Annotated in this window: 25 protein-coding genes and 1 tRNA gene; 12 read left to right on the top strand and 14 right to left on the bottom strand. The window is 71.5% G+C overall.

Features of this window, described 5'->3' with window-relative positions; translation table 11 throughout:
- The first annotated feature begins 61 nt into the window (after window positions 1-61).
- Entirely contained in the window at window positions 62-415 is a 354-nt protein-coding gene (locus F1615_RS16435; protein ID WP_149549723.1) for a hypothetical protein, read from the top strand.
- A 70-nt stretch (window positions 416-485) separates the two neighbouring features.
- Here the strand turns inward: F1615_RS16435 and F1615_RS16440 are convergent.
- Window positions 486-557: transfer RNA gene (locus tag F1615_RS16440), tRNA-Val, on the bottom strand.
- Between the two features lie 238 nt (window positions 558-795).
- Here F1615_RS16440 and F1615_RS16450 point away from each other — a divergent pair.
- The 4 genes from F1615_RS16450 (at window position 796) to F1615_RS16465 (ending at window position 4,236) form a co-directional block, all read left to right on the top strand.
- On the top strand, window positions 796-1,623 hold the full coding sequence (locus F1615_RS16450) for a DUF4097 family beta strand repeat-containing protein (protein ID WP_244328766.1): 828 nt from the start codon (window positions 796-798) through the stop codon (window positions 1,621-1,623).
- A gap of 74 nt (window positions 1,624-1,697) precedes the next feature.
- On the top strand, window positions 1,698-3,128 hold the full coding sequence (locus F1615_RS16455) for a hypothetical protein (RefSeq protein ID WP_425385647.1): 1,431 nt from the start codon (window positions 1,698-1,700) through the stop codon (window positions 3,126-3,128).
- 37 nt (window positions 3,129-3,165) lie between these two features.
- Window positions 3,166-3,387, top strand: coding sequence for an FmdB family zinc ribbon protein (locus tag F1615_RS16460; protein ID WP_149549724.1), 222 nt, complete (start codon window positions 3,166-3,168; stop codon window positions 3,385-3,387).
- A gap of 48 nt (window positions 3,388-3,435) precedes the next feature.
- Window positions 3,436-4,236: a DedA family protein gene (locus F1615_RS16465; RefSeq protein WP_149549725.1), complete on the top strand. Its 801-nt coding sequence runs from the start codon at window positions 3,436-3,438 to the stop codon at window positions 4,234-4,236.
- Between the two features lie 28 nt (window positions 4,237-4,264).
- Here F1615_RS16465 and F1615_RS16470 read toward each other — a convergent pair whose 3' ends face one another.
- Genes F1615_RS16470 through F1615_RS16480 form a run of 3 tightly spaced genes read right to left on the bottom strand, consistent with a single transcriptional unit; the run spans window position 4,265 to window position 8,843 of the window.
- Window positions 4,265-5,077, bottom strand: coding sequence for an HAD family hydrolase (locus F1615_RS16470; protein WP_149549726.1), 813 nt, complete (start codon window positions 5,075-5,077; stop codon window positions 4,265-4,267).
- A complete protein-coding gene (locus F1615_RS16475; RefSeq protein ID WP_149549727.1) occupies window positions 5,077-7,671 on the bottom strand; it encodes a phosphoribosyltransferase in 2,595 nt (864 codons plus the stop codon). The genes F1615_RS16470 and F1615_RS16475 overlap by 1 nt, the downstream gene beginning before the upstream one ends.
- Before the next feature lie 5 nt (window positions 7,672-7,676).
- Window positions 7,677-8,843 (bottom strand): HpcH/HpaI aldolase/citrate lyase family protein, encoded by a 1,167-nt coding sequence (locus F1615_RS16480; RefSeq protein WP_149549728.1) that lies wholly within the window; start codon window positions 8,841-8,843, stop codon window positions 7,677-7,679.
- Window positions 8,844-9,015: 172 nt separating this feature from the next.
- Between F1615_RS16480 and F1615_RS16485 the strand changes: the two genes are divergently transcribed.
- Window positions 9,016-9,960 (top strand): TerD family protein, encoded by a 945-nt coding sequence (locus tag F1615_RS16485; protein WP_149549729.1) that lies wholly within the window; start codon window positions 9,016-9,018, stop codon window positions 9,958-9,960.
- Window positions 9,961-10,005: 45 nt separating this feature from the next.
- On the opposite strand, the gene F1615_RS16490 is transcribed toward F1615_RS16485, so the two are convergent.
- The 6 genes from F1615_RS16490 to F1615_RS16515 all read right to left on the bottom strand — a co-directional run bounded on the left by F1615_RS16490 (window position 10,006) and on the right by F1615_RS16515 (window position 14,473).
- Window positions 10,006-10,743 carry a TerD family protein gene (locus F1615_RS16490; RefSeq protein WP_149549730.1) on the bottom strand — a complete coding sequence of 246 codons (738 nt, stop codon included), beginning with the start codon at window positions 10,741-10,743 and terminating at the stop codon, window positions 10,006-10,008.
- Between the two features lie 137 nt (window positions 10,744-10,880).
- The gene (locus F1615_RS16495; RefSeq protein ID WP_149549731.1) at window positions 10,881-12,020 is read right to left on the bottom strand and encodes a DUF475 domain-containing protein; all 1,140 of its coding nucleotides are present in this window, start codon (window positions 12,018-12,020) and stop codon (window positions 10,881-10,883) included.
- Window positions 12,021-12,069: 49 nt separating this feature from the next.
- Window positions 12,070-12,645, bottom strand: a complete 576-nt coding sequence (locus F1615_RS16500) for a TerD family protein (protein ID WP_149549732.1) — start codon at window positions 12,643-12,645, stop codon at window positions 12,070-12,072.
- 133 nt (window positions 12,646-12,778) lie between these two features.
- The gene (locus tag F1615_RS16505) at window positions 12,779-13,354 is read right to left on the bottom strand and encodes a TerD family protein (protein ID WP_037937384.1); all 576 of its coding nucleotides are present in this window, start codon (window positions 13,352-13,354) and stop codon (window positions 12,779-12,781) included.
- Between the two features lie 113 nt (window positions 13,355-13,467).
- Window positions 13,468-13,926 carry a peroxiredoxin gene (locus F1615_RS16510; protein ID WP_149549837.1) on the bottom strand — a complete coding sequence of 153 codons (459 nt, stop codon included), beginning with the start codon at window positions 13,924-13,926 and terminating at the stop codon, window positions 13,468-13,470.
- A 109-nt stretch (window positions 13,927-14,035) separates the two neighbouring features.
- Window positions 14,036-14,473 (bottom strand): DUF3052 domain-containing protein, encoded by a 438-nt coding sequence (locus tag F1615_RS16515; RefSeq protein ID WP_037937378.1) that lies wholly within the window; start codon window positions 14,471-14,473, stop codon window positions 14,036-14,038.
- Between the two features lie 403 nt (window positions 14,474-14,876).
- Between F1615_RS16515 and aceE the strand changes: the two genes are divergently transcribed.
- Complete coding sequence (gene aceE / locus F1615_RS16525; RefSeq protein WP_149549733.1) at window positions 14,877-17,633, top strand: pyruvate dehydrogenase (acetyl-transferring), homodimeric type; 2,757 nt, start codon at window positions 14,877-14,879, stop codon at window positions 17,631-17,633.
- Window positions 17,634-17,714: 81 nt separating this feature from the next.
- Complete coding sequence (locus tag F1615_RS16530) at window positions 17,715-18,479, top strand: potassium channel family protein (protein WP_167533772.1); 765 nt, start codon at window positions 17,715-17,717, stop codon at window positions 18,477-18,479.
- A 46-nt stretch (window positions 18,480-18,525) separates the two neighbouring features.
- Here F1615_RS16530 and F1615_RS16535 read toward each other — a convergent pair whose 3' ends face one another.
- The gene (locus F1615_RS16535; RefSeq protein ID WP_149549735.1) at window positions 18,526-18,834 is read right to left on the bottom strand and encodes a small hydrophobic protein; all 309 of its coding nucleotides are present in this window, start codon (window positions 18,832-18,834) and stop codon (window positions 18,526-18,528) included.
- Between the two features lie 241 nt (window positions 18,835-19,075).
- On the bottom strand, window positions 19,076-20,695 hold the full coding sequence (locus F1615_RS16540) for an MFS transporter (RefSeq protein WP_149549736.1): 1,620 nt from the start codon (window positions 20,693-20,695) through the stop codon (window positions 19,076-19,078).
- Window positions 20,696-20,806: 111 nt separating this feature from the next.
- Here F1615_RS16540 and F1615_RS16545 point away from each other — a divergent pair, with 111 nt between their 5' ends.
- The 3 genes from F1615_RS16545 (at window position 20,807) to F1615_RS16555 (ending at window position 23,683) form a co-directional block, all read left to right on the top strand.
- Window positions 20,807-21,469, top strand: coding sequence for a TetR family transcriptional regulator (locus F1615_RS16545; protein ID WP_149549737.1), 663 nt, complete (start codon window positions 20,807-20,809; stop codon window positions 21,467-21,469).
- Between the two features lie 81 nt (window positions 21,470-21,550).
- Window positions 21,551-22,768, top strand: coding sequence for an alpha/beta hydrolase (locus F1615_RS16550; protein WP_149549738.1), 1,218 nt, complete (start codon window positions 21,551-21,553; stop codon window positions 22,766-22,768).
- A gap of 66 nt (window positions 22,769-22,834) precedes the next feature.
- Window positions 22,835-23,683: a DUF4429 domain-containing protein gene (locus F1615_RS16555; RefSeq protein ID WP_149549739.1), complete on the top strand. Its 849-nt coding sequence runs from the start codon at window positions 22,835-22,837 to the stop codon at window positions 23,681-23,683.
- Between the two features lie 106 nt (window positions 23,684-23,789).
- Here F1615_RS16555 and F1615_RS16560 read toward each other — a convergent pair whose 3' ends face one another.
- Together F1615_RS16560 and F1615_RS16565 are read right to left on the bottom strand one after the other, a co-directional pair.
- Window positions 23,790-24,809 carry an aldo/keto reductase gene (locus F1615_RS16560; RefSeq protein WP_149549838.1) on the bottom strand — a complete coding sequence of 340 codons (1,020 nt, stop codon included), beginning with the start codon at window positions 24,807-24,809 and terminating at the stop codon, window positions 23,790-23,792.
- The gene (locus tag F1615_RS16565; protein WP_425385648.1) at window positions 24,809-25,270 is read right to left on the bottom strand and encodes a MerR family transcriptional regulator; all 462 of its coding nucleotides are present in this window, start codon (window positions 25,268-25,270) and stop codon (window positions 24,809-24,811) included. Before F1615_RS16565 ends, F1615_RS16560 begins: the two co-directional genes overlap by 1 nt.
- Before the next feature lie 101 nt (window positions 25,271-25,371).
- On the opposite strand from F1615_RS16565, the gene F1615_RS16570 reads away from it, so the two are divergent.
- Entirely contained in the window at window positions 25,372-25,842 is a 471-nt protein-coding gene (locus F1615_RS16570; RefSeq protein WP_149549741.1) for a GNAT family N-acetyltransferase, read from the top strand.
- Window positions 25,843-25,855 lie beyond the last annotated feature (13 nt).

Here is a 25,855-nt window from a genome sequence, read left to right on the forward strand (position 1 = left end):
TCCCGTCCCGAGACCCTGGAGCAACTCGCCACCCAAAATCGAACAGGCGTATCATTGGATCGTGGCTGCGACCTATGACTTTCCGAGTGACCTCCTCGCCGGTCAGGAGGAACTGCATCAGGTCCGGGCCGAGTTGTCGGCCCTGCTGAAGCGGCTCCCCTGGTCGGTCGAACCCCTCGACGGCTTCAGCGACGACAACGGCTGGCGCAGGATCGAGCGCCCCGCCTCACCCGGCTGGACCGAGGACGAGCAGGCCGAGGTCGAGAAGCTCAGACGGCGGGAGCACGAGCTCGCCGTGTTCGTCAGCACCCACCGTTACTGGGCCGAACTCACCGGCTCCGACCGGATCCACGCCCGCTCCCGGCTGAAGCACGCCCGCGAGGACGGCGCGCGGGGCGCGGCGGACTCCCCGTAGGGCCGCCTCGCGACGGGCGCGTGATGACGGAAGGGCCTCCGGGACAATCCCGGAGGCCCTTCCGCGACGGTGGGCGCGGACGGTTTCGAACCGCCGACATCCTGCTTGTAAGGCAGGCGCTCTACCCCTGAGCTACGCACCCGGGACCCGGGCCGCGTGCCCAGGTCGAGTCGACAGCCTACATGGCCCGGGGCACGACCCGGCAAACCCTGTCGCCCGCTCCCGCCGGGGCCGGGGCGACGGCCTCCGGGGCCCCCGGGGGATATCCCCACCCCGGATCCGGTAGTGGCCCGGATCCCCCGCCGGGCCGCGCCTCCGTACGGTCGAAGAGCGCTCGAACACGGCTGGGAGCGCCACCGTCCGCCCAGGGGGAGACCGTCATGACCCGCACGTCCCGCACCACCGCCCGCCCCGCCGGCCCCACGCCCGGCGCCCGCACCGCCCGCGCCCCGCGGACGCGTGCCCTCGCCCTCGCCGGGGCCTGCGTGGTGCTCGTCGCGGGCCTGAGCGCCTGCGGGGCCTCGGCCGCCGACGACGACGATCCCGACCACCGCTCCTTCGACCTGCCCGGCAGCACCCTCACCATCGACTCCGACGACTCCGCTCTCGAGATCGTCGCGGCGGACGACAACCCCTCGGGCAGGATCGAGGTCACCCGGTGGTTCCAGGGCACCGTCGCCGTCGGCCCGGACCCGGAGGTCACCTGGGCCATGGACGGCGACCGGCTGGTGCTGCGCGAGAACTGCTCGGGCGTCGTCGCCGACTGCTCCACCAAGCACCGCATCGAGGTGCCGCGCGGTGTGGCCGTCAAGGTCGAGGAGAAGGACGGCAGCGTGCGGGCGCGCGGCTTCCGCGACGCGCTGAGCATCCGTACGACGGACGGTTCGGTCCGCGTCACGGACTCCAGCGGCCCCCTGGAGCTGCGCACCGGTGACGGGTCGGTGCGCGCGGAGGTCACCTCCCGCACGGTGCGCACCCACAGCGGCGACGGCTCGGTCCGCCTCGAACTCGGCGTCGTACCGGACCTGGTGGAGTCCCGCAGCGGCGACGGTTCCCTGACCATCGACCTGCCGCGGGCCACCTACCGCGTGGAGACCGGCACCGGTGACGGCGCCGAGGACGTCTCCGTGCCCCGCGACGACTCCAGCCCCCACAAGGTGACCGCCCGCACCGGCGACGGGAAACTCACGGTCCGCACGGCGAACTGACGGACCCGTGTGTTCGTCCTCCACCGGTGGGAGAATGGCACCGGGCAGGGCGAACGACAGTACGGGAGAGGGATGTGACGGCGACACCAGCGCGGCCGTACTCGCCGTCGGAGCCGCGCGTGCCCCGCATGCGCCGTGCCGCGTCCCCTCCTCCACCCGGGCCACTCCCCCGCCGGGCTCCCGGCCCCCTGCGTGACGCGCTCGCCCTCCTCGGACTGCCGCTGGCCGCCGCGCTGGTGCTGCCCGCCGCGTTCGCCGGCGGCGGCACCCGGCGCTGGTTCGGCGGGCGGGCCGAGAACCAGCGGGCCGAGGCCCAGGCCGCCAAGGACGCGGCGGCGGCCGCGTTCTACGACCTGGACACCGCCCAGCGCGACCTGCGGATCTCCATCGAGACGATCACCGCCGTCGACTCCTCCCCCGCCGCCCGCCGCGCCGTCTCCGACTTCGAGGCGCTCGGCCGGCGCATCGACGAGGCCAGCCACCGGTACATCAACGCCGTCGACGCCCACGACCTCGACCGGGACGACCTGGAGGCCTCGGCGGCCTCGCAGGCCCGCGCCGAACTGACCGCCGCCAAGGAGGAGCTCGAGCGGGTCAGGAAGGAGCTGGACCGGTTCGCCGACGGGCTCGGCTCCCTCCTCGGCAAGGCCGAGACCCAGCTGGCCCGGCTCGCGCCCTCCGTGGAACGCGCCCGGCAGTCGCTGCTCGCCGCCTCCAACGCCCTCGACACCGCGCGCGGCGCGGGACTGAAGGCGGACGACCTCGCCGCCCGGCTCGCCTCGCTCTCCCCGGAACTCACCAAGCTGAACCAGGGCGCCGGGCAGCACGGCGTGCCGCAGACCCTGGAGCGGGCCGAACGCGTCACGCGTGAGGCCGAGGCCGTACGCGTGGAGGCCGAACGCCTGCCGGAACGGGCCGCCGAGACCGACCACCGGCTGGTCTCCCTGCGCACCCGTGCCCAGGCCCTCACCACCCGCTCCGAGCAGGTCGAACCGGTGCTGAGCGAGCTGCGCCGCCGCTTCACCGTGGCCTGCTGGCAGGACCTGCAGAACGTCCCCGACCTGGCCTCGGAGAACGTGGGCCTGGCCGAGGCCAGGCTCGCCGAGGCCAGGGCCGCCCGCGAGGAGCAGCGCTGGGCGGACGCGACCGCGCTGCTGTCGACCGCGCGGGCGCTGCTGAACACCACCGACGAGGCCGTGTCGGCCGCCGGTGACCGGCTGCGGCGGCTGAACGCGGTGCAGAAGGACCCGGAGCAGGAGATCGAGCGCACCCGTTTCGCCATCCGGGACGCGCAGCGTCTGGCCATGGCCGGCCGCAACACCCCCGACCCGCGCCACGCCCGTCCCCTGGACGACGCCGTGGCCCGGCTGGAGCGGGCCGTCGCCGGTCTGGAGGGGCGCCATCCCGACTACTGGCACTTCCTGACGGAGACGGAGGCGGTACGGGCGGCGGTCAGCCGGGTGGTGGCCCAGATCCGCGAGGAGCGGGGCGGTGGCGCGCACTGACCGGCACGGCGCCGGGCGGTCCGGTTAACCTGTGGGCATGCCTCGCTACGAGTACCGCTGCCGGACCTGCGGCGACACCTTCGAAATGAGCCGCCCCATGGCGGAGTCCTCCGCGCCCGCGGCCTGCCCGGCGGGTCACGACGACACGGTGAAGCTCCTCTCCACGGTCGCGGTGGGCGGTACCGCGTCCGCCTCGGCGCCCGCTCCCCCCGCGGGCGGGGGCGGGGGCGGCTGCTGCGGCGGTGGCTGCTGCGGCTGACGGACCGCCTTCAGCGTCCCTTCAGCTTCGCGTTCCTAGCGTGGGGGCATGACATCCGGCGCAGCGCTCACGATCACGGCGGCCGCGGACGGGAGTGCCGGGCCGCGGTGGGTCAACGACCTCATGGACGCCATGGGCGCCCCCGGGGCCGGCCTCGCGATCGCGCTGGAGAACCTCTTCCCGCCCCTGCCCAGCGAGGTGATCCTGCCCCTGGCGGGGTTCGCCGCGAGCAGCGGGCGGACGGGGCTGCTCGCGGTCCTGCTGTGGACCACCATCGGCTCGGTGGCCGGCGCGCTCGCCCTGTACGGGGTGGGCGCCCTGCTCGGCCGTGACCGGACCGTGGCGGCAGCGGGCCGGCTGCCGCTGGTGAAGGTCGCGGACATCGAGAAGACGGAGGCGTGGTTCCTGCGGCACGGGACCAAGGCGGTGTTCTTCGGCCGGATGATCCCGGTCTTCCGCAGTCTCATCTCCGTGCCGGCCGGTGTGGAACGCATGCGGCTGCCGGTGTTCCTCGGCCTGACCACGCTGGGCAGCGCGATCTGGAACACCGCGTTCGTGCTCGCGGGCTACGCGCTGGGCGACAACTGGCAGCAGGTGACGGCCGTCGTCTCGGCGTACTCGAAGGTGGTCCTGGCCGGGGCCGCGCTGGCCCTGGTGGCGTTCGTGGTGCTGCGGCTGACGCGCTCGGGCGACGGCCGTCGCGGGCGGGACGGGCGAGCGGGCACGGACGGCCCGCGCCCGCCGCACTCCGTCACCGGCCACGACGGCGGGAGCGGCCGCGCCGACGGGTACGACTCCCCCGACGGGTACGACTCCGCCGACACGATGGCCCTGCGACGCCGGCGCTGACGCGCCGGCCTCGCGGCCGTACGGTCCCTCACCGGGGTGAGCGCACCGTCCGCAGCAGTTCGCGCAGGATGCGCTCGCCGGCCAGCACGCCCCGTTCGGGCAGTGCCCTGATCGCGGGCGCCGTCCATTCGGCGTCGGCGAGTTCGCCGTGGCCGGGGCGCCAGCCCTGGTCGGCGGCGAGCAGCAGGTCGGCGTCGAGCAGGGAGTCGCCGGCGGCGAGGGTGAGGTCGGCGCCGGTGCGGCGGGCGACCTCGCGCACGGCCGCGCTCTTGGTGAGCGGCTTCGGCACGGCGTAGATCTTGCGGCCCTGGAGGGACACCGTCCAGCCGCGGTTCTCCGCCCACACCGCGAGCTCCTTCACCCACTCCTCGCTCAGCAGCTCGCGCTCGACGACGAGGTAGGCGAACAGGTCCTCGGCGACGCGGTGCTTGCGCACCCACACCGGGTCGGCGGTCCGCAGCAGGTGCTCCTGCACCTCGGCAAGCGGGGCACACTCGTCGGCCAGCCGGGCGAGCACCCGCGCGTGCCAGTCCCGGTCCGTCTCGCCGTCGACGAGGAGGTGGCCGCCGTTGGCGCAGATCGCGTAGGCGGGCTGCGGGCCGGGCAGGTTGATGCGCTGGTACTGCTTGCGGGTGCGGGTCGTCGTGGGGACGAACAGGGCCTCGTCACCGAGGTCGGTGAGGAGCTGGGCCGCCGTCTCCGTCATGTACGACAGGGGCTTGCTCTCGTGGACCTCCACGCACAGCAGCCGGGGTGCCCGCGCGTCCGGCATGGTCAGGGCGAGGGCGGCGGCGGAGTAGATGAGGGTGCGGTCCAGATCACTGGCGACGACGACGGGCATCAGCGGGTCACCGCCCTGCCGTCGGCGCCGGTCGCGCCCCGGGTGTACCGGGGGTGGATCAACCCCACGCAGGTGTAGGGGAGCCCGTCGACCTCCTCGACGGGAACACCCCGCTGTCCGGCGAGCAGGCGGACGTGGTCGAGGTCGCTGCCGGCGCCGGCCCGGGCCAGCACCTTCCACGGCACCCGGCGCAGCAGCACCCGGGTGGTCTCGCCGACGCCGGGCTTGACGAGGTTCACGTCGTGGATGCCGTACTCCTCGCTGATGCGCTCGACCGCGGCCCAGCCCTCCCAGGTGGGGGCGCGGTCGGTGGAGAGGAGTTCCTTGGCCTGGGCGCACGCCGCGTCCGTGACCTCCGGGAAGCGGGCGGAGACGGCGTCCAGGAACGCCACCGACAGGTCCGCGCCCGCGAGTTCGCGGTAGAACTTGGCACCGTGGAAGTCGTCGGGGCCGACCAGGTCGGCGCGGAGCACGGTGCGTGAGATCAGGCCGGAGACGGTCGAGTTGAGGCAGGCGGAGGGGATCAGGTAGTCCTCGCGGGTGCCGTAGGTACGGACGCAGGAGCCGGGGTCGGCGAGGACCGCGATCTCCGGGTCGAAGCCGCTGACGCCCTCCGCCTTCTCGAACGCCTCGACGGCCTGGGCGAGTTCGCGGGTGATGGCGCCCTTGCCGGTCCAGCCGTCGACGAAGACGACGTCACGGGGGTCGTGGTGGGCGGCCAGCCAGCGCAGCGCGTTGGCGTCGATGCCCCGGCCGCGGACGATGGAGACGGCGTAGTGGGGCAGGTCGAGCTGGTGGCGGTGCTGTGCCCAGCGGCGCATCAGGATGCCGACGGGGGTGCCCGCGCGGGCCAGGGAGACGAGCACCGGCCGGGGAGACCGTTCGGCGAGGACGGTCTCGGTGACCACACCCACCGCGTGGGCCAGCCGGGCCGCCGACTCCTCCAGCGCCGCGTGGAACAGCTCCTGGTACTGCTCGCTCGGCTGGTACTCGACGGGCAGCGACTCGGCGTAGTGCGCGCCGCCGCTCTGGATGGCCTCCTCCCGCTCCTCGGTCGGCGCCTCCAGGGTCACGTCCGAGAGGTCCTGGAGCAGCCAGCCGACCTCCTCGGGCGCGTACGAGGAGAAGGCGGGGCCTCTGAGGGGCTCGGGGAGCATGGTGGCGGGCCTTTCGGGGGCGTCCGGTCGGGCGTCCTGGGCCGCGGGTACGTACGACGGTACGACCGCGAGGAGGACCTGCGGGGTGTGTGCGGCGAGCCGGGCGAGCAGGCCGTCGGGTGCGTGCAGCGCGGGGGTGTCGGCCGCCGAGTCGACGACGGCGACCACGGCGTCGAAGCCTCCGCCCGCGACGTTGTAGGCGTAGCGCTCGCCGGGACCGTCGGCGGGGTCGTCGTGGGCGGGGAAGACCAGGCGGGTGCGTATCGCGTAGCCGGGGTCGTCGACGGCGAGGACGGGTGAGCGGGTGGTGGTGGAGAAGCGCACGTCGGCGCCGGTGGTCCGCTCCAGCTCGCCCGCGAGGCGCAGCGGGGCGTACATCAGCTCCTCGAAGCCGAGGACCAGGACGCGGTGCGTGTCCTCGGGGAGTGCCTCGGCGAGGCGGGCCGCCATGTCCGGGAGTGCCTGTTCGAGGCGGGCTCGGTGCGCGGGGGTGAAGCCGTGGCGTCCGCCGTCGGGGAGGCCGGCGGGCCAGCCCAGCTCCACACGCGTGATCCCGTCACTCGACCGCGCCCCGTCATGGGCTGATCGCGCAGTTCCCCGCGCCCCCGGGGAGTCGCCCCCACCCCCCGCTTCCAAGCCGACGGCACCGCCAGCACCCCCAAGGGGCGCGGGGAACTGCGCGACCGGCCCCGGCGCGGCCGCAGTCGCCCGACCACCCGGCGTGGCACCCTCGTACTGCGCCACCAGGGACTGCCCCTTCTCCAGGACGCCGTCAGGCAGCCGCACCGTGCCCGACGCGGTCGTCACCAGGTCGATGCGCGCCCCGATCTCGCGGGCGAAGGCGTCCAGCCTCCCGGCGTCGGCGGGCGAGCGCATGTCGACGAGGGCCACCACGACATACCGGGTCCGCGGATACCGCGCGTGCAGATCCCGGACGGTGTTCAGCACCGTGTTCCCCGTGGAGAACTCGTCGTCCACCAGGACCAGCGGGCCCTCGCCCGCGAGCAGCCGGGGGTTCTCCGGAAGAAGCAGGTGGGACGTCGCGTGCGAGTGGGACTCCTCGAAGCCCCCGGCCGCGGCCGTCCCGGCGACCGGGCGGCGGGTGGAGTGCAGATACGGCGCCGCACCCAGACCGTCGGCAACGGAATGCCCCAGCCCGGTCGCAGTCTCGGCATAGCCGAGGACGACCGCCCCCTCCGCCTCGTCACCGAGCAGCTCACGCACCCGGCGCCCGAGTGCGACCCCGTGGCCGTGCACGACGGACGGGGACTGCGGTACGTGTTTGCCGAGCACGTTGGACACGAGCAGGTGGGCCCTCTTGGGGTTGCGGCGCAGCGCAAGTCCCAGCAGGTCGGGCAGGCTCTCGTCGCCGGCCAGCTCGACCCCGAGCCGCCGCGTGACCCAGCTGCCGGACCATGTGTTCACAGCCTTCTCCATCCCGGTCAGTCCGCCAGCCCCGCCGCGAGCAGTTCCACGAAGCCGACGTCCTCGTTCGCCACGCCGAAGACCTCCGCGCGCAGCAGGGTCCGCTCGGCCCAGGCGCGGTGCGGTTTCACCTCGTTCATCTTGTTCGTGTAGGCCGACCTGAGTACACCCCCGCCGTCGCGTTCCGGACGGACGATGTCCTGGGCGTCGCTGTACTCCTCGTGACTGACGACGGACAGCGCGTGCACGGGCAGCACGTGGGAGGGGTGGATGCAGGTCTTGCCCAGCAGGCCGTTGGCACGGTCGAGGGAGATCTCGCGCAGGAGGCCGTCCATGGCGTGCTCGATCAGCTTCTCGCGCAGCGCGACCGCCTGGACCTCGTGGAAGGGGCTCTGCCGCAGCAGTGGCTTGAACATGCGCTCCTGGACCCGGAAGTACTCCCAGACCGGTCCGGTCACGGTGAACCCGGTGCCGTCGGCCCGGCCCAGCATGTTGACGACGTCGGAGATGACCGAGGCGACGACCTGGATGTCGTACGCCGTCATGTCGGGGCCCCTGCGCAGCCCGTAGGAGGAGCAGAAGTCGGTGACGCCGAGGCGCAGGGCGAGCACGCGGTCGCGGTACTTGTCGACGGCGCGGAAGATGCCCTCCAGGGTTTCCACGCGGGACTCGCGGTAGAGCAGTTCGGGCGACTCCAGCACCGGCATGGCGAACAGCCGGTGGCCGGTTTCCGCCTCGGCGGTGGTGAGCGCCTCGAGGAACGGCAGGCCGCGTTCGGCGGTGAACTTCGGCAGGACGAATCCGGACAGCAGCCGGACGGCGGGGCCGAGCCTGTGGGCGAGGTCGGGGATCTGCTCGGGGACCCGGACGCGGATGAACAGCAGCGGCAGGTCCGCCCCGGGCCTCCCGGCCAGGTCGGCGAACTGGCGCACGAGGTTCTCCTCGCCGGCGGAGACGTCGGCGTCGTTGATGGAGTCCTCCAGGCACAGCACCATCGAGACCACACCGCGTCCGCCCTGCTTCACGACGTCGTCGGCGAGCCGGGGCCTGGTCGCGGGGCTGTAGAGCGTGGCACCGAGGGCGGCGGAGAGCAGCCGGGCCGGGGAGCCGGGCGTGAACTCCGCGGGCTCCCGGAAGAAGAGACGTTTCCGCACAGCAGGGGCGATATGCCCGAAATGACGCATTGAACTCCCCCGTGCCTCAGTGGAATCAGTGGAATGTCGGAAGGTGGCCGGTAATAGTACGTAGAGATCCATGTCGGCGGTTCCCGCCGGGCATGAACATCAGGTAACCCGCCTGTGGCGACCCCAACCCCCCGCATTGTCGTGACCAGGACGGAGAAGGCAGGATGACCACATGACGCACGCGATGCTGAAGGGGTCGAACGTCCCTCTCGAGGCCACCACCGTACGCGCCGTGCTGCGCTGGTCGCCCGGGCAGGGGGTGCCGGACGTCGACGCCTCCGCGCTGCTCCTCGGTCTCGACGGCCGTGTGCGCTCCGACGAGGACTTCGTCTTCTACAACCAGCCCCGGCATCCGTCGGGGAAGGTGTGGCGGCTCGGCAAGAAGCGCGTCGCCGACGGCCTCACCGACACGATCCAGACAGACCTCGCCGGTGTCGAGTCCGGCGTCGGCCGGATTCTGCTCGTCGCGTCGGCGGACGGCGTCACCTTCGACCGCGTACGGGCGCTGCGCATTCTGCTGTACGACGCACAGGCCGCCGACGGGGAGGCGCTGGCGTACTTCGACATCAAGCCGGAGACCGGCCAGGAGACCGCGCTGATCTGCGGTGAGCTGTACCGGCGCGGGGACGGCTGGAAGTTCCGGGCGCTCGGCGAGGGCTATTCGAACGGGCTGGAGGGCCTGGCGACCGACTTCGGCATCTCGGTGGACGAGTCGGAGGCCGCGTCGGCGCCCGACGGGGCCGACACCACCCAGCAGGCGCCCGCCACGACACAGACCCAGGCCGAGGCCGACGGGATCTCGCCCGAGGCCCTGACCCAGCCGCAGGCCCCGCTCGTGCCGCCGGCCCCCGAGGTGTCCCGGCCGCTGCCGCCCGAGCAGCCGGCGGGGGTGCCCGCGCAGCCCGGGTACGGCTATCCGCCGCAGCAGCCCCCGGCCACCCGGCCCGCCTACGGCTACCCGCATCCGGCGAGCCGGCCCGCCTACGGCTATCCGCCCGCGCCCGCCACGGCCGCGGCGGGCGCGCCGTCGGGGTACGGCTTCCCGCCGCCGGCGCCCGCGTCCCCCGACCCGGACTTCCGGCTGCCCCCGCAGGGCCCGCAGTTCATCGGGCGCTAGCGCACCGGTCCCCGCCCGCCGCACGGGCGGGGAGCCAGGGCCTTCTCACCGCTCGGCCTTCGTCTTGAAGCCCCTGCCCCACTGCAGTCCCCACCCGTAGAGCCGGTCCAGCTCCGCCTGGAAGCCGTACACGAACTTCACCTCGCGGCGGACGAGGATCTCGTTCCTGACGTTCTCGATCATGACCACCGCGCAGGACCGGGCCTGTGGATGGCGCTCGTCGAGGCCGATCTCGATCCGCGGGCCGTTGCTGGGGTAGAGCGTGACCATGGCGTGCGTCCGGTCGAACGCGGGCGTCTGGTCGTAGATGTAGACGAAGACCAGCAGCCGCTTGAGGTTCTCGCGCTGGTCGAGGTTGACGTACATCGTCTCGCCCGATCCCGAGCCGAACCGGTCGTCGCCGCTGAGCTTGACGTACGGCGGCGCGTTGACTTCGCCGAGGAAGCCGCCGAGCGGCTGGACCACGCCCTTGGTGCCGTCCTGGAGCTCGTAGAGACAGCCGAGGTCGAGGTCGACGTTGACCATGGACTGGCTGTGGCCCACGACCTCCGGCGGCTTGAGCGCCTTGAAGGGGTGGCGCAGCAGGCTCTCCCGCTGGGTGCCGCCGAAGTCGGAGGTGCGCATCCGCCAGCTCAGATTGATCCGCAGATGGCCGGTGGCCGCGCCCTGCTTGGTCAGGGACACCTGACCGTACCGTTTGGTCAGTTCGATCGCGTTGCTGGCCGCGCTGCCCGAGTCGAAGGCGCTCTCACGGCCGCGCCACAGTCCGTCCAGGAAACCCATTCCCGCCCCATGTCCGCTTGTCGAACCCCCGCCTGTCGTCCGCCGGGCACCCCTGTGCCGGACGGCCGACGGGGCGGCCACCGAGGAGTGGTCCTCGGTGGCCGCCCCGTCGAGAGCGTTCCTCACCCGGGATGCCGTCACACCCCGGAGGAGACCTCGGTCTTCACGGCGTCCTCTCCCTCGGCCTCCGCGATCCGCTTGTTGCGGCGGACGGAGGACCAGAAGGAGGCGCCGATCAGGACGACGCCGATGAGGCCGGTGACGATCTCGTTGATCTCGTACTGGATGGTGACGAGCAGGATCATCGCCAGGGCGCCGATCGCGTAGTGCGCGCCGTGCTCCAGGTAGACGTAGTCGTCCAGGGTGCCCTGGCGGACCAGGTAGACCGTGAGCGACCGGACGTACATGGCGCCGATGCCGAGACCGAGCGCCATCAGGACGATGTCGTTGGTGATGGCGAAGGCGCCGATCACGCCGTCGAAGGAGAAGGACGCGTCCAGGACCTCGAGGTAGAGGAACATGAAGAACGCGGCCTTGCCGGCCAGGGCGACCCCCGTGCGGGGCTTGCCCTCCCGTGCGGCCTTCTCCTCCTCCTCGTGTTCGCGTTCCTCCTCTTCTTCGAGCTTGTCCTCGAAGAAGCCGGAGAGACCGCCCACGATCATGTAGGTGATCAGACCCGCGATACCGGAGAGAAGGACGGTGGACGACTTGTCGACGTGCGCGCCGCCGTGCTGGTGGGCGTTGGTGGCGAAGGTGATCGCGGAGATCAGCAGGATGATCAGCGCGACGCAGACCGACAGCATGTCGATCTTGCCGAGCTTGGCCAGCGGGCGCTCCAGCCAGGCCAGCCACTTGATCTCCCGGTCCTCGAAGATGAAGTCCAGGAAGATCATGAGCAGGAACATGCCACCGAACGCGGCGATCGCCGGGTGGGCGTCGGTGACGAGCTCCTGGTAACGGTCCTTGTCGCTGAGCGCGAGGTCGACCGCCTCGATCGGCCCGAGCTGGGCGCTGACCGCGACGATGACGACGGGGAAGACCAGCCGCATGCCGAAGACGGCGATCAGAATGCCGATGGTGAGGAAGATCTTCTGCCAGAAGGCATTCATCTTCTTCAGGATGCCGGCGTTGACCACCGCGTTGTCGAAGGACAGCGAGATCTCGAGGATCGAGAGGATCGCCACGATTCCGAAGGCGGTCCACCCCCCGAAGAGGATCGCTGCGACCAGGCCGAGCGCGGTGACCGCGAACGACCAGCCGAAGGTTTTCAGAACCACTGGCTACCCCAGGTGTGTTAACGGGTCTCCCCCGCTGCCGTGATCGGCTTTACGAAACGTTGACTCCGAAGTCTAGAGCGATGCCGCGCAGCCCCGACGCGTACCCCTGTCCCACCGCACGGAACTTCCACTCGCCCTGGTAGCGGTAGAGCTCACCGAAGATCATCGCGGTCTCGGTGGAGGCGTCCTCGCTCAGGTCGTAGCGGGCGAGCTCCTGGCCGTCCGCCTGGTTCACCACGCGGATGAAGGCATTGCTGACCTGGCCGAAGGTCTGGCCGCGCTCGTCGGCCATGTGGATCGAGACCGGGAAGACGATCTTGTCGCACTGGGCCGGCACCTTGGAGAGGTCGACCAGCAGGGACTCGTCGTCGCCGTCACCCTCGCCGGTGAGGTTGTCACCGGTGTGCTCCACCGAGCCGTCGGGGCTCTTGAGCTGGTTGTAGAAGATGAACCACTCGTCGCCCATGACCCGGCCGCCGTTGCACATCAGCGCGCTGGCGTCGAGGTCGAAGTCGGCTCCGGTGGTGGAGCGCGCGTCCCAGCCGAGCCCGATCATGACCTGCGTGAGGTTGGGTGCGGCCTTGGACAGGGAGACGTTCCCCCCTTTGGCAAGCGTGACGCCCATGATGCTGGTCCCCCTCCGGTTGGTGTCTCTCAGGTGGTCCTGCGCGTCCGGCGCCGCACGTAAACCGTGCGGCGCCGGGCGGTGTGGCCGCGGCGGGCGGCCTGGCTCGGGCGTCGCCGCCCGGGTGGCCGTCTCAGACGTTCACGCCGAAGTCCTGCGCGATGCCGCGCAGGCCCGAGGCATAGCCCTGGCCGATGGCGCGGAACTTCCACTCCGCGCCGTGCCGGTACAGCTCGCCGAAGACCATCGCGGTCTCGGTGGAGGCGTCCTCCGACAGGTCGTAGCGGGCGATCTCGGCGCCGCCGGCCTGGTTGACCACGCGGATGAACGCGTTGCGCACCTGGCCGAAGGACTGCTGGCGGTTCTCGGCGTCGTAGATGGAGACCGGGAAGACGATCTTCTCGATGTCCGCCGGGACACCGGCGAGGTTGACCTTGATCTGCTCGTCGTCGCCCTCGCCCTCACCGGTGAGGTTGTCGCCGGTGTGCTCGACCGAGCCGTCCGGGCTCTTGAGGTTGTTGAAGAAGACAAAGTTGGCGTCGCTGCCGACCTTGCCCGAGTTGTTCAGCAGCAGGGCGCTGGCGTCCAGGTCGAAGTCGGTGCCGGTCGTCGTGCGGACGTCCCACCCCAGTCCGATGATGACCGCGGTCAGGCCCGGCGCCTCCTTGCTCAGCGATACGTTGCCGCCCTTGCTGAGGCTGACTCCCACGAGTCCTCCATTGGTGTCCAGGGGCGGGGTGCCCCGTCGTGCGTCGGATGTCGGATCAACGAGTCGATCCTAGTGAGGGGTTCCCGGGGCCCGCAGGCCCCGGAAGCGAACAATCACAGGGTGTCGAGCGCTTTCACGTACTCGTTCAGGTCACGGGCGTCCGGCAGACCGTTGACGACGGTCCAGCGCACGACGCCCTCCTTGTCGATGATGAAGGTCCCGCGCACGGCACATCCCTTGTCCTCGTCGAAGACGCCGTAGGCGCGGGAGACGTTGCCGTGCGGCCAGAAGTCGCTGAGCAGCGGGTACTCCAGCCCCTCCTGCTCGCCGAAGACGCGCAGGGTGTGGATCGAGTCGTTGGAGACGGCGAGCACCTGGGTGTCGCGGTCGGAGAACTGCGGCAGGTTGTCGCGGACCTCGCACAGCTCACCGGTGCAGACGCCGGTGAAGGCGAACGGGTAGAAGAGGACCACCACGTTCCTGCGGCCGCGGAAGTCCGACAGCCGCACGGTGGCGCCGTGGTTGTCCTTGAGCTCGAAGTCCGGGGCCTTGTCGCCGACCTGGATCGCCATCGTCGTGTTCATCCCTTCGGGGTTGGTCGCTCCGACCCACCCTACGCAGGGAGTACGACAGACCGACGGACGGGCCGACGCATGACGCGAACGGCCCGTCCGGGGTGATTCACCGCTTCGACTTGGCGGCCTTCGGGGTCGCCAGCCGACTGCCGCTCCAGTCCTTGCCGACGCTGACGCTCTTGGACGCCGTCAGACCCGCCGTGGTGGCGGCCTCCGAGATGTCGCTCGGCTCGACGTAGCCCGAACGGCCGGTCTTCGGCGTGAGGAGCAGGATCGCGCCGCCCTCTTCGATGTACGTGCCGGCATCCACCAGCGCATCCGTCAGGTCGCCGTCGTCGTCGCGGAACCACAGCACAACGGCGTCAGCCACGTCGTCGTAGTCCTCGTCGACCAGGTCACTCTCGATGACGCCCTCGATGGCCTCGCGGAGCTCCTGGTCGACGTCGTCGTCGTAGCCGATTTCCTGGACCACCTGCCCGGGCTGGAACCCCAGCCTGGCGGCAGGGTTCGTCCGCTCCTCCGCGTGGTCCGCGGTCGCGCTCACGGGTTGCCTCCTGATCATGTCTTGGGAATGTCTCAGCCACGCGCGTGCGCGAAGCATTGGCCGTAGTCCACACGGGCGGGACGGATCGCGCAAGTACCCGGCCGTGCAGACCGCCGAAACGGTGACGATCCTGGCCGGGTCACCGCAACTCCAGGCACACCATCATGGCCCGTAGTGACGCACACCACACCCTTGTGCCCCGTTTGGGCGTTTGGGAACCGTCTGTGGGTACGAGACTCGAATGTACTCGCCCCATGCGTCACCGTACCGGTCCCGCGTCCGGATTACCTCTCGGTAGAGATGACGGGCGCGGCGCCGGGGTGGACCATGGGGAGCGGCGCAATCCGGGCCGTACCGGCGAGACGGCGGCCCTTTCACGGCCCTCTGACAGGTAAGGAACAGCGTGGCTTCCGCATCCGATCGCAACCCGATCATCATTGGCGGCCTTCCGAGTCAGGTTCCTGACTTCGATCCCGAGGAAACGCAGGAGTGGCTCGACTCCCTCGACGCCGCGGTCGACGAGCGCGGCCGGGAGCGGGCCCGCTATCTGATGCTGCGACTCATCGAACGTGCCCGCGCCAAGCGCGTGGCCGTCCCCGAGATGCGCAGCACCGACTACGTCAACACGATCCCGACCCGGGCCGAGCCGTTCTTCCCGGGCAACGAGGAGATCGAGCGCAAGATCCTCAACGCGACCCGCTGGAACGCCGCCGTGATGGTCTCGCGCGCCCAGCGGCCGGGCATCGGGGTCGGCGGCCACATCGCCACCTTCGCGTCCTCCGCGTCGCTGTACGACGTGGGGTTCAACCACTTCTTCCGCGGCAAGGACGAGGGCGACGGCGGCGACCAGGTCTTCTTCCAGGGCCACGCCTCGCCCGGCATCTACGCCCGCGCGTATCTGCTGGACCGGCTGAGCGAGCGGCACCTGGACGGCTTCCGGCAGGAGAAGTCGAAGGCGCCGCACGCGCTGTCGTCGTACCCGCACCCGCGGTCGATGCCGGACTTCTGGGAGTTCCCGACCGTGTCGATGGGGCTGGGCCCGATCGGCGCGATCTACCAGGCGCGGATGAACCGCTACATGCACGCGCGCGGGATCGCGGACACCTCGAAGTCGCACGTGTGGGCGTTCCTGGGCGACGGCGAGATGGACGAGCCGGAGTCGCTGGGCCAGCTGAGCATCGCCGCGCGCGAGGGCCTGGACAACCTCACCTTCGTCGTCAACTGCAACCTGCAGCGGCTCGACGGGCCGGTGCGCGGCAACGGCAAGATCATCCAGGAGCTGGAGTCGGTCTTCCGGGGCGCCGGCTGGAACGTGATCAAGCTGGTCTGGGACCGCACCTGGGACCCGCTGCTCGCCCAGGACCGCGACGGTGTGCTGGTCAACAAGATGAACACCACGCCGGACGGCCAGTTCCAGACGTACGCCACCGAGTCGGGCGCCTACATCCGCGACCACTTCTTCGGCGACGACCACCGGCTGCGCGCGATGGTCGAGGGCATGACCGACGACCAGATCCTGCACCTGGGCCGCGGCGGTCACGACCACCGCAAGATCTACGCGGCGTACAAGGCGGCCCTCGAGCACAAGGGCCAGCCGACGGTGATCCTCGCGAAGACGGTCAAGGGCTGGACCCTGGGCCCGAACTTCGAGGGCCGCAACGCCACGCACCAGATGAAGAAGCTGACGGTCGACGACCTCAAGCACTTCCGGGACCGGCTGCACCTGCCGATCTCCGACAAGGACCTCGAGTCCGGCCTGCCGCCGTACTACCACCCGGGCCCGGACACGGAGGAAATGCAGTACATGCACGACCGCCGCCGGTCGCTCGGCGGCTACGTGCCGACCCGGGTGGTGCGGTCGAAGCCGCTGCGCCTTCCCGAGGACAAGACCTACGCGACCGTGAAGAAGGGCTCCGGTCAGCAGTCCATCGCGACGACCATGGCCTTCGTCCGGCTCCTGAAGGACCTCATGCGGGACAAGGAGATCGGCAAGCGGTTCGTGCTGATCGCGCCGGACGAGTACCGCACGTTCGGCATGGACTCGTTCTTCCCGAGCGCGAAGATCTACAACCCGCTCGGGCAGCAGTACGAGTCCGTGGACCGGGAACTGCTGCTCGCCTACAAGGAGGCGCCCGACGGGCAGATGCTGCACGACGGCATCTCCGAGGCGGGCTGCACGGCCTCGCTGATCGCGGCGGGATCGGCGTACGCCACGCACGGCGAGCCGCTCATCCCGGTGTACGTCTTCTACTCGATGTTCGGCTTCCAGCGCACCGGCGACCAGTTCTGGCAGATGGCCGACCAGCTCGCGCGCGGCTTCGTCCTGGGCGCGACGGCGGGGCGCACGACGCTGACCGGTGAGGGTCTGCAGCACGCGGACGGCCACTCGCAGCTGCTGGCGTCCACCAACCCGGCCTGTGTCGCGTACGACCCGGCCTTCGGCTTCGAGATCGCGCACATCGTGAAGGACGGGCTGCGCCGGATGTACGGCGGGTCCGTCGAAAACCCGGAGCACCCGCACGGCGAGGACGTCTTCTACTACCTGACCGTCTACAACGAGCCGATCCAGCACCCGGCCGAGCCCGAGAACGTGGACGTCGAGGGCATCCTCAAGGGCCTCCACCGCTTCAGCGAGGGCACGGCGGGTTCGCTTCCGGCGCAGATCCTGGCCTCCGGGGTCGCGCTGCCGTGGGCGATCGAGGCGCAGAAGATCCTCGCCGAGGAGTGGAACGTCAAGGCCGACGTGTGGTCGGCGACGTCCTGGAACGAGCTGCGGCGCGACGCGGTGGACTGCGAGCGGCACAATCTGCTGCACCCGGAGGAGGAGCAGCGGACGCCGTACGTGACGCGGAAGCTGGCGGCGGCGCAGGGGCCGGTGGTGGCGGTGTCCGACTGGATGCGGTCGGTGCCGGACCAGATCGCGCGCTGGGTGCCGGGGACGTACCAGTCGCTGGGCGCCGACGGCTTCGGCTTCGCGGACACCCGCGGGGCGGCCCGGAGGTTCTTCCACATCGACGCGCAGTCGATCGTGGTGGCCGTCCTGACGGAACTGGCCCGCGAGGGCCACATCGACCGCTCGGTCCTGAAGCAGGCGATCGACCGCTACCAGCTCCTGGACGTCGCGGCGGCCGACCCGGGGGTGGCGGGCGGCGACGCCTGACGGACCCCCCGGTCACGGACCGGCGGACGGGCCGGCGGCCCCCCGGGGGCCGCCGGCCCGTCCGTGCCTACGATGCCCCGCATGGCCGAACCGACTGCACTGGACCTCTGGGAGCGGCGTACCCAGATCCCCCTGATGGCTCTCGCCGTCCTCTTCGCGATCGCCTACGCGCTGCCGATCGTGGATCCGGACGCTCCGCGGACGCTGCTGACCGCCTGCTACGCGGTGAACTGGGGTGTGTGGTCCGCGTTCGCCGTCGACTACGCGGTCCGGCTGTGGCTGAGCGAGGACCGGATGCGGTTCGTGCGCGGGAATCCGCTGGCGCTGCTCGCGGTCGCGCTGCCGCTGGTCCAGCCGCTGCGGCTGCTGCGGCTGGTGTCGCTGCTGCTGCTGGCCGGGCAGCGGGCGCGGCTGGCGTCGCAGATCCGGGTCACGACGTATGTCGCCGGCTGCTGCCTGGGTCTGCTGGTCTTCGGCGCGCTGGCCGTGCTGGAGGTGGAGCGGGGCCGGCCGGACGCCTCCATCCACACGCTGGAGGACGCGGTGTGGTGGGCGTTCACGACGATGACCACCGTGGGGTACGGCGACATGGCGCCGACCACCGGATGGGGCCGGATGCTCGCGATCGGGCTGATGCTCTCCGGGATCGCGCTGCTCGGTGTCGTCACCGCGAACATCGCGGCGTGGTTCATCGCGCGGTTCGAGATGGACGACGAGGAGGAGCGCCGGCAGACGGCGGCCATCCACTCGCTGGCCGAGGAGGTCCGGTCGCTGCGTGCGGAGATCGCGGCGCTGCGGGAGCGGGCGGCGGATCAGGCACCCGGGACGCCACGCGAACCGGCGTGAGCGAGGGCCCCCGGCGCCCCACCGGAGACCCTCGCTCGTGCCCGGGTCAGAACATGCCGTACCCGGGGGTCGGCCCGGCCAGCCAGACGATGGCCAGGAGCGTGTCGATGGCGCCCAGGATCAGGGCGACCAGGGCCGGCACCGAGCGGGAGCCCCCCGCCCAGCTGCGGCCCATGGCGAGCCACCCGCAGACCATCGCCACCGGGCCGAGAACGATCCCCAGCACGAAGAAGCCGGCGACCGCACAGATGGCTCCGATGATCCCGAGCGTCGCGCGATCCGGCCCGGACCGTGACCACGTCCGGCCACGTGTGCGGGGGTGCCTGCGCGTTCCGTGTCCGAAGCTCGCCATCATCAACTCCCTTGGGGGTGTGTTGACATGGCGGGTACCCCCGCTTCCGCGGTGAATTCATGCCGCGGCGACGGCCGGTGGGGCCGCCGCCCGCGCGCCGCCCCCCTCCGGCAGCGCGCCGCAGCCGGCGCCCTCCAGGCCCTGCGGAGGATTTGACCCACTGTGACCTGCGGTGCCTTCCCGTGGGGGGAGTTCACCGCGTCGGTTCACCCTGATGAGCGACACCGGGTCGCACGACGGCCCGTCAGATGTGGCCGACGCCCGCCCCGGCCTCCGCGTTCTGCCCGCGCTTGGTGAGGAACGCGACCAGCACCGCCACCGCGGCGACTCCGGCGGCCACCAGGGACGCCAGGCTCATTCCGGAGATGAAGGTGTCGTGGGCGACGTCGGTGATCTTCGCGGCGATCGCCTCGGGCGTGCCCTCGGTCACCGGCGCCACACCGACCTGGACCGCCTCGGAGGCCTTGCCGGCCTGTTCCGGGGTGAGCGGCGGGAGACCGGCCTTCGCCCAGTTGCCCTCGAGGTCGCTGTCCACCTTGGAGGCCATCACGGCGCCCAGCACGGCCGTACCGAGGCTGCCGCCGACCTGCATCGCGGCCTGCTGGAGCCCTCCGGCGACGCCGGACAGCTCCAGCGGCGCGTTGCCCACGATGACCTCGGTCGCACCGACCATGACGGGGGCGAGGCCCAGGCCGAGGAGGGCGAACCAGAGCGACATCACGCCGCTGCCGGTGTCCGTCTCCAGCGTCGACATGCCGTACATGGCCAGCGCGGTGAACGCCATGCCGCCCGCCAGCGGGACGCGCGGGCCGACCTTGGTGATCATCGCGCCCGCGAGCGGCGAGCCGACGATCATCATGCCGGTGAGCGGCAGCAGGTGCAGACCGGCGTCGACCGGGCTCATCCCGTGCACGTTCTGCAGGTAGAAGGTGACGAAGAACAGGCCGCCCATGAAGGCGATGGCCATCAGGACCATCAGCACCACACCCGCGGACAGCGGGACGGAACGGAACAGCGCCAGCGGGATGAGCGGTTCCCGGACCTTCGTCTCCCAGACGGCGAAGGCCCCGAAGCCGGCGATCGAGGCGAAGACGAAGCCCCAGGTCCAGCCGCTGCCCCAGCCCCATTCCGGAGCCTTGATGAGCGCCCAGACCAGGCAGAACATCGCACCGGACAGCAGGGCTATGCCGAGCAGGTCGAACGAGCGCGGCGCGTTCCGCGCGCGGTGGTCGAGCAGGATCCACGCGCCGAGCGCGACGGCGAGGACGCCGACCGGCACGTTGATGAAGAACACCGACTGCCAGTTCACGTGCTCGACGAGGACACCGCCGAGGATCGGGCCGCCGGCGGTGGAGGCACCGATGACCATGCCCCAGATGCCGATCGCCATGTTGAGCTTCTCGGCCGGGAACGTCGCCCGCAGCAGACCGAGCGCGGCCGGCATCAGCAGGGCGCCGAACAGGCCCTGGAGCACACGGAAGACGATGACCAGCGCGATGCTGTCGGACAGACCGATGGCTCCCGAGGCGGCGGCGAAGCCGACGACGCCGATGAGGAAGGTCTGCCGGTGCCCGAAGCGGTCACCGAGTTTGCCCGCGGTGATCAGGGAGACCGCGAGGGCGAGGAAGTAGGCGTTGGTGATCCACTGCACCTCGGCGAAGGTGGCGCCGAGGTCGCTGGCGATGGCCGGGTTCGCGATGGCCACGATGGTGCCGTCCAGGGCCACCATCATGACCCCCACGGCGACGGTCACGAGGGTGAACCAGGGGTGGCCGCGCAGCCCCTTGCCCGGCGTGGCGCCCGACGGGGCACCCGGCGGCCCGTCCCCCGGTCCCGCCTTGTCGATGGTGGTCTGACTAGTCATGCGTTCGAGGCTAATGTCAGCCACTGACAGATGACAAACCAATTCACTAGTCGGTCACTGACACGACATGGACCTATAGCCTGAACTGGGGAAACAGTTCGAGGAGGAGCGATGGAGACGGTCGGGACCGCCGTGGACGCGCTGCCGCGGCCGGGTCTGCGGGAGCGCAAGAAGCAGCGCACCAGGGACGCGCTGGTCCGGGCCGCCCTTGAGCTGATCGCCACGCGCGGGTACGAGGGGACGACCGTCGACGACATCACCGCGGCCGTCGAGGTCTCCCAGCGCACCTTCTTCCGCTACTTCGCCAGCAAGGAGGACGTGGCGTTCTTCGTCGCACGGCTCGCGGAGTCGCACGTCGTGGATGCCGTGCGCGGACGCCCCCCGGGCGAGGCGCCGCTGGAGGTGCTGCGCCGGGCCGTACTGGACAGCTGGGACACCATCAACGAGGCCGTGGAGCAACTGGTCCCGCTGGACCTGCACATGCGTGTCTACCGGGTCATCGAGTCGACGCCCGCCCTGCTCGCCGCCCATCTGCGCCGCGCGACGGAGCTGGAGGAGGAGCTGGCGCGCATCATCGCCGAGCGTGAGGGGCTCGACGTGGACGCCGACCCCCGGCCGAGGATCCTGGTGGCCGCGTTCGGCGGGGTGATCCGCGTGGCGGAGCGGCGCTGGTCCGCGGGGGACGACTTGAGCACCGCCGCCATGCGGGATCTGATGACGACCTGTCTGGACCATGTGGGACCGGCGCTCGCGGAGAACTGGCGTACGGGGTGATCCCCGAACCGGCTCGCCGAAACGTGATACCGGTCACTTGGTTCACGCGAGACACTCCCGTTCTCCTAGTGTGTCCTTTCAGTGACTTCCTTCGACACCTCCCCGCAGTTGAACGCGTGGCGCGCGCTGCTCGCGCTCGCCGTCGTCTTCGTGATGCTGACGACCACGGGCTGGACGGCACTGCGCCATGAGCGCCGCCCCGCCCCGCTCCAGGCATCGCTCAGCGCGTGGGAGAAGGGCCGGATGGCCGGCCACCGGCTGCCCGACCCGCAGTCGGCCCCCGCGCGGCTGGCCCGGTTCTTCGCCTCCCTCACCGAGGCGCAGCGCACGCGTCTCGCGCACCGCTATCCGCTGGCGGTCGGCAACATGAACGGCGCCCCGGTCGAGCTGCGCTACCGCGCCAACCGCGTCGCGCTCGGGCAGGCCCGCAAGGCCGAGATCGAGCGCGTGCACGACAGCCGCCTCACCCCCTCGGGCCAGCACCAGGCCGCCCGCAGGCTGGACCGCCTCGACGCGCTGATGCGCCCGGGCCGGCACATCCTCGCCTTCGACCCGGCGGGCTCCGGCCGGGTCGCCGAGGTCTTCGGCGACCTGCGGCGCGCCGAGCGGGTCTCGGTCGTCGTCCCCGGCGTCGACACCGACCTGCTCACCTTCCAGCGCACGCACCGCACCCACTCCGCCCCCGTCGGCATGGCGAAGTCCCTGTACGCCGCCGAGCGCGACGCCGACCCCGGCACCCGCACCGCCGTGATCGCCTGGGCCGACTACACCGCCCCCAGCGGGCTCGGCATGGACGCGGCCACGGCGATGCGCGCCGAGGACGGCGCGAAGCGGCTGGACGCGTTGGTGCGCGGACTGCCCGGGATCGCACCGGTCTCGCTGTTCTGCCACAGCTACGGCTCCGTGGTGTGCGGGATCGCCGCGCGCTCCCTGCCGGAGCGGGTGGCCGACATCGCGGTGGCCGGCAGCCCCGGCATGCGGGTCGAGAAGGCCTCCCAGCTGCACACCACCGCGCGGGTGTGGGCGATGCGGGACGCCGACGACTGGATCCAGGACGTGCCGTACCTGGAGCTCGGCGGCCTGGGACACGGGGCCGACCCGGTGGCCGACGGGTTCGGGGCGCGGGTGCTGTCGGCACGGGAGGCGAAGGGTCACGCCGGGTATTTCGTGCCGGGCACGGACAGCCTGCGGAACTTCGCCGAGATCGGTGTTGGCGCATACCGCGCGGTGTCCTGTGCCCGGGAGGACGACGTGTGCCGGGCGGGTTTGTCCGGTACGACCACTACCGGACGCGCGTAGAGACGGAGATACTGCGGTATGCGCGGGGAGGGGACGGAGAAGCTCGTGCCGCATACGATGAGCCGCATGGGTGACGTGCTGGCCGGTTTTCATGCCGCCTGGGAGTTCGAATCCGACTCCGTGGTCATCCGTTACGAACGGGGAATTCGAACACCCAAGCTGTTCCAGGCGCTCGGGGAGCGGCGTGTGCCGCTGGAGGCGATCGAGGGCGTGACCCTCGCGCCCGGCAGGCGCGGCACCGTGGTCCTGCGTGCCGAGCTCCGGCCCGGAGCCGATCCGCTGCTGGAGGCGGCGGCCGGGCAGTTGAAGGACAGCAGCGACCCCTACCGGCTGGTGCTGCCCGCCGAGCGCGAGACGCTCGCCGAGTACTACGCCGACGAACTGCGCGGACAGCTCACCGAGTCAGGCCCGGCCGAACGCCACCTGGTGGCCGCCCCCGAGGCGCCGCTGCAGTTCAAGGCGTACGACGCGAAAGCCGCCTTCGACGGTACGGCGGTGTCCTTCCGGTGGTTCTGGACGGGCGCGTCGTCGGCGAAGTGGAAGGCCGGGGACCAGCGGTTCCCCATCGGTGAGCTGAGCGGGGTGGAGTGGCGGTCGCCCGAGGTGTTCGAGGGGCATCTGCGGCTGCTGCGGCGGGACGCGGGGGCTCCGCCGGGGCAGGCCGATCAGGATCCGGCGGCGGTGGTGTTCGGCCTCGGGTACGGGCCGGTGCACGAGTCACTGCCGTTCGCGGCGGCCGTGCTGGCGGCGGTGCGCAACTGCGCGCCGGTGCCGGCGATGTCCACGGCGCGTGCGCGCCGTGACCCCGCGGACATCGCCGAGCGGATCCGGCACCTCGGGGAGCTGCATCAGGCGGGGCTGGTGACGGACGAGGAGTTCTCCTCCAAGAAGGCGGAGTTGCTCGCGGAGCTCTAGCGTCCGCCGGGACGGTCGTTCTCCGGCTGCGGGCCGTCCGCGGCTGGTCGCGCCCACGCGGCGGAGCCGCACATCGACACGGCCCCGCGCCCCTTCGGGGCGCGTTTCACTCCCGTCCGGCGGAGGTGAACGTCATGTCCGCGTAGCGGGGGCCCGCGACCTTCTCCGCGACCGGGTCCAGCAGGGCGAGTTCCTCTTCGGTCAGGGTGATGCGGGTCGCCGCCGTGTTCTCCTCCACCCTGGCCGGCCTGCGGGTGCCCGGGATCGGGACGACCGGGAGGCCGTGCACCTCCGCCCGCTGATGGACCCAGGCCAGGGCGATCTGGCCGAGGGACGCCTCGTGGGCCACGGCGACGGTGCGGAGGGGTTCCAGCAGCGCCGCGTTGGCTGCCGCGTTGCCGCCCGTGAAGCGGGGCATCCGGCGGCGGAAGTCGTCGGCGGTGAGGTCCCGGTCGGCGTCGGCGAAGGAGCCGGTCAGGAAGCCGCGGCCGAGCGGGGAGTACGGGACGAGGGTCACGCCCAGCTCCCGCGCGGCCGGCACCACCTTCGCCTCGATGTCCCGGCTGAACAGCGACCACTCCGACTGCACGGCGGCGATCGGGTGCACGCCGTGCGCGGCGCGCAGTTCGCCGGCCGTGACCTCGCTCAGGCCCAGCTGCTTCACCTTGCCCTCGCGCACCAGCTCCGCCATGACGCCGACGGTCTCCTCGATCGGCACGTTCACGTCGCGCCGGTGCATGTAGTAGAGGTCGATCACGTCGACGTCCAGGCGCTTCAGGCTCGCCTCGACGGCCTGGCGGATGTACGGCGCGTCGTTGCGGATGACGCGCCGGGCCGGGTCGTCCGGCGGGATGGCCAGGGCGAACTTGGTGGCGACGACCACCTCGTCCCGGTGCGCCCCGAAGAAGGGGGCGAGGAACCGCTCGTTGTCCCCCGCGCCGTACGCGTCCGCCGTGTCGAAGAGCGTGACGCCCAGTTCCAGGGCCCGCTCCAGGGTCGCCCGGGAGGCGTCCGCGTCGGCGGGGCCGTAGGCGAAGCTCATGCCCATGCAGCCGAGGCCCTGGACGCCCACCTCCGGGCCGCCGTCGCCCAGTGCCGCCGTGCCGATGGTCCTGCCGTTGGTCATCATGCCCTCTCCGACGCGAGGGCCCGCCCCGCGTCCGCGTAGAAGCTGATCTTCCGGTCGAGCACGGCGAGCGTGCCCTGGAGCTCGGCGATCCGGGACAGCACGTCCTCGCGGGTCTGCTTGAGCAGCTCGAAGCGCTCGGTGTACGTGTGATCGCCCGAGCGGACCAGTTCCGCGTACCGCACCATGTCCGCGACCGGCATTCCCGTCAGGCGGAGCTTGCCGACGAGGGCGAGCCAGTCGAGGTCGCGGTTGCTGTAGCGCCGCTGCCCGGTGTGCGAACGGTCAATGTGCGGCATCAGCCCGATGCGCTCGTACCAGCGCAGGGTGTGCGCCGTCAGCCCGGTGAGGGCGGCGACCTCGCTGATCGTGTACTTGTCCGCGCCGTCCGGCCGCCGGTCTCCCTGCGGTGGCCCGGCGCAGGTGTCGGCGCTGGTGTCCGTGGTCTCCGTCTCCGTCACCGTCATGGCACCCACGCTAGAACGCTGGAGTGCACTCCAAGCAAGCGGCGCGGGCGGTAAATGGGCGGACGCGGCGGCAGGTGACTGATTACCGTGCGGGCATGACCTCCGTACGCCGTGCGACGCCTCAGGACGCGGAGGAAGTGCTGCGTCTGCGCCAGGTGATGATCGACTCGATGGCCCGGTCCGACCCGTCCACGGCCTGGCACGCCGAGTCGCTGCCCGTGCTGCGCGGCAGACTGTCCGAGCCGGACGGCACCTTCGTGGCGTTCGTCGTGGACCACCCGGAGCGGCCCGGCGCGCCGGCGGCGCTGGTGGCCGGCTCGCTGGAGTACCGCATCGGCGGGGCGCGCGACCCCCTCGGCACCGACGGCCACGTCTTCAGTGTCGCCACCGACCCGGACACCCGCCGCCGCGGCTACGCGCGCGCCTGCATGGAGGCGCTGCTGGAGTGGTTCCGCGAGCGCGGCGCCCGGCGTGTCCGCCTCACCGCCTCCTCGCAGGCCGCGCCGCTGTACGCCTCACTGGGCTTCACGCCCAGGCCCGACCCCTTGCTGGAGCTGACGCTGTGAGCGCTTAGGCTCG

This window comes from Streptomyces marokkonensis, assembly GCF_008312835.1.
GTDB classification, from domain to species: Bacteria; Actinomycetota; Actinomycetes; order Streptomycetales; family Streptomycetaceae; genus Streptomyces; species Streptomyces marokkonensis_A.

What these genes read in the sequence shown, in the direction of transcription:
- F1615_RS16470 (WP_149549726.1), bottom strand. Translation starts at nt 5,077, where the DNA reads ATGCCCGTCGTCGTCGCCAGTGATCTGGACCGCACCCTCATCTACTCC.
- F1615_RS16475 (WP_149549727.1), bottom strand. Translation starts at nt 7,671, where the DNA reads ATGGAGAAGGCTGTGAACACATGGTCCGGCAGCTGGGTCACGCGGCGG.
- F1615_RS16485 (WP_149549729.1), top strand. Translation starts at nt 9,016, where the DNA reads ATGACGCACGCGATGCTGAAGGGGTCGAACGTCCCTCTCGAGGCCACC.
- F1615_RS16540 (WP_149549736.1), bottom strand. Translation starts at nt 20,695, where the DNA reads ATGACTAGTCAGACCACCATCGACAAGGCGGGACCGGGGGACGGGCCG.
- F1615_RS16560 (WP_149549838.1), bottom strand. Translation starts at nt 24,809, where the DNA reads ATGACCAACGGCAGGACCATCGGCACGGCGGCACTGGGCGACGGCGGC.
- F1615_RS16530 (WP_167533772.1), top strand. Translation starts at nt 17,715, where the DNA reads ATGGCCGAACCGACTGCACTGGACCTCTGGGAGCGGCGTACCCAGATC.
- F1615_RS16555 (WP_149549739.1), top strand. Translation starts at nt 22,835, where the DNA reads ATGGGTGACGTGCTGGCCGGTTTTCATGCCGCCTGGGAGTTCGAATCC.
- F1615_RS16490 (WP_149549730.1), bottom strand. Translation starts at nt 10,743, where the DNA reads ATGGGTTTCCTGGACGGACTGTGGCGCGGCCGTGAGAGCGCCTTCGAC.
- F1615_RS16535 (WP_149549735.1), bottom strand. Translation starts at nt 18,834, where the DNA reads ATGATGGCGAGCTTCGGACACGGAACGCGCAGGCACCCCCGCACACGT.
- F1615_RS16500 (WP_149549732.1), bottom strand. Translation starts at nt 12,645, where the DNA reads ATGGGCGTCACGCTTGCCAAAGGGGGGAACGTCTCCCTGTCCAAGGCC.
- F1615_RS16480 (WP_149549728.1), bottom strand. Translation starts at nt 8,843, where the DNA reads ATGCGTCATTTCGGGCATATCGCCCCTGCTGTGCGGAAACGTCTCTTC.
- F1615_RS16450 (WP_244328766.1), top strand. Translation starts at nt 796, where the DNA reads ATGACCCGCACGTCCCGCACCACCGCCCGCCCCGCCGGCCCCACGCCC.
- F1615_RS16465 (WP_149549725.1), top strand. Translation starts at nt 3,436, where the DNA reads ATGACATCCGGCGCAGCGCTCACGATCACGGCGGCCGCGGACGGGAGT.
- F1615_RS16510 (WP_149549837.1), bottom strand. Translation starts at nt 13,926, where the DNA reads ATGGCGATCCAGGTCGGCGACAAGGCCCCGGACTTCGAGCTCAAGGAC.
- F1615_RS16545 (WP_149549737.1), top strand. Translation starts at nt 20,807, where the DNA reads ATGGAGACGGTCGGGACCGCCGTGGACGCGCTGCCGCGGCCGGGTCTG.
- F1615_RS16460 (WP_149549724.1), top strand. Translation starts at nt 3,166, where the DNA reads ATGCCTCGCTACGAGTACCGCTGCCGGACCTGCGGCGACACCTTCGAA.
- F1615_RS16570 (WP_149549741.1), top strand. Translation starts at nt 25,372, where the DNA reads ATGACCTCCGTACGCCGTGCGACGCCTCAGGACGCGGAGGAAGTGCTG.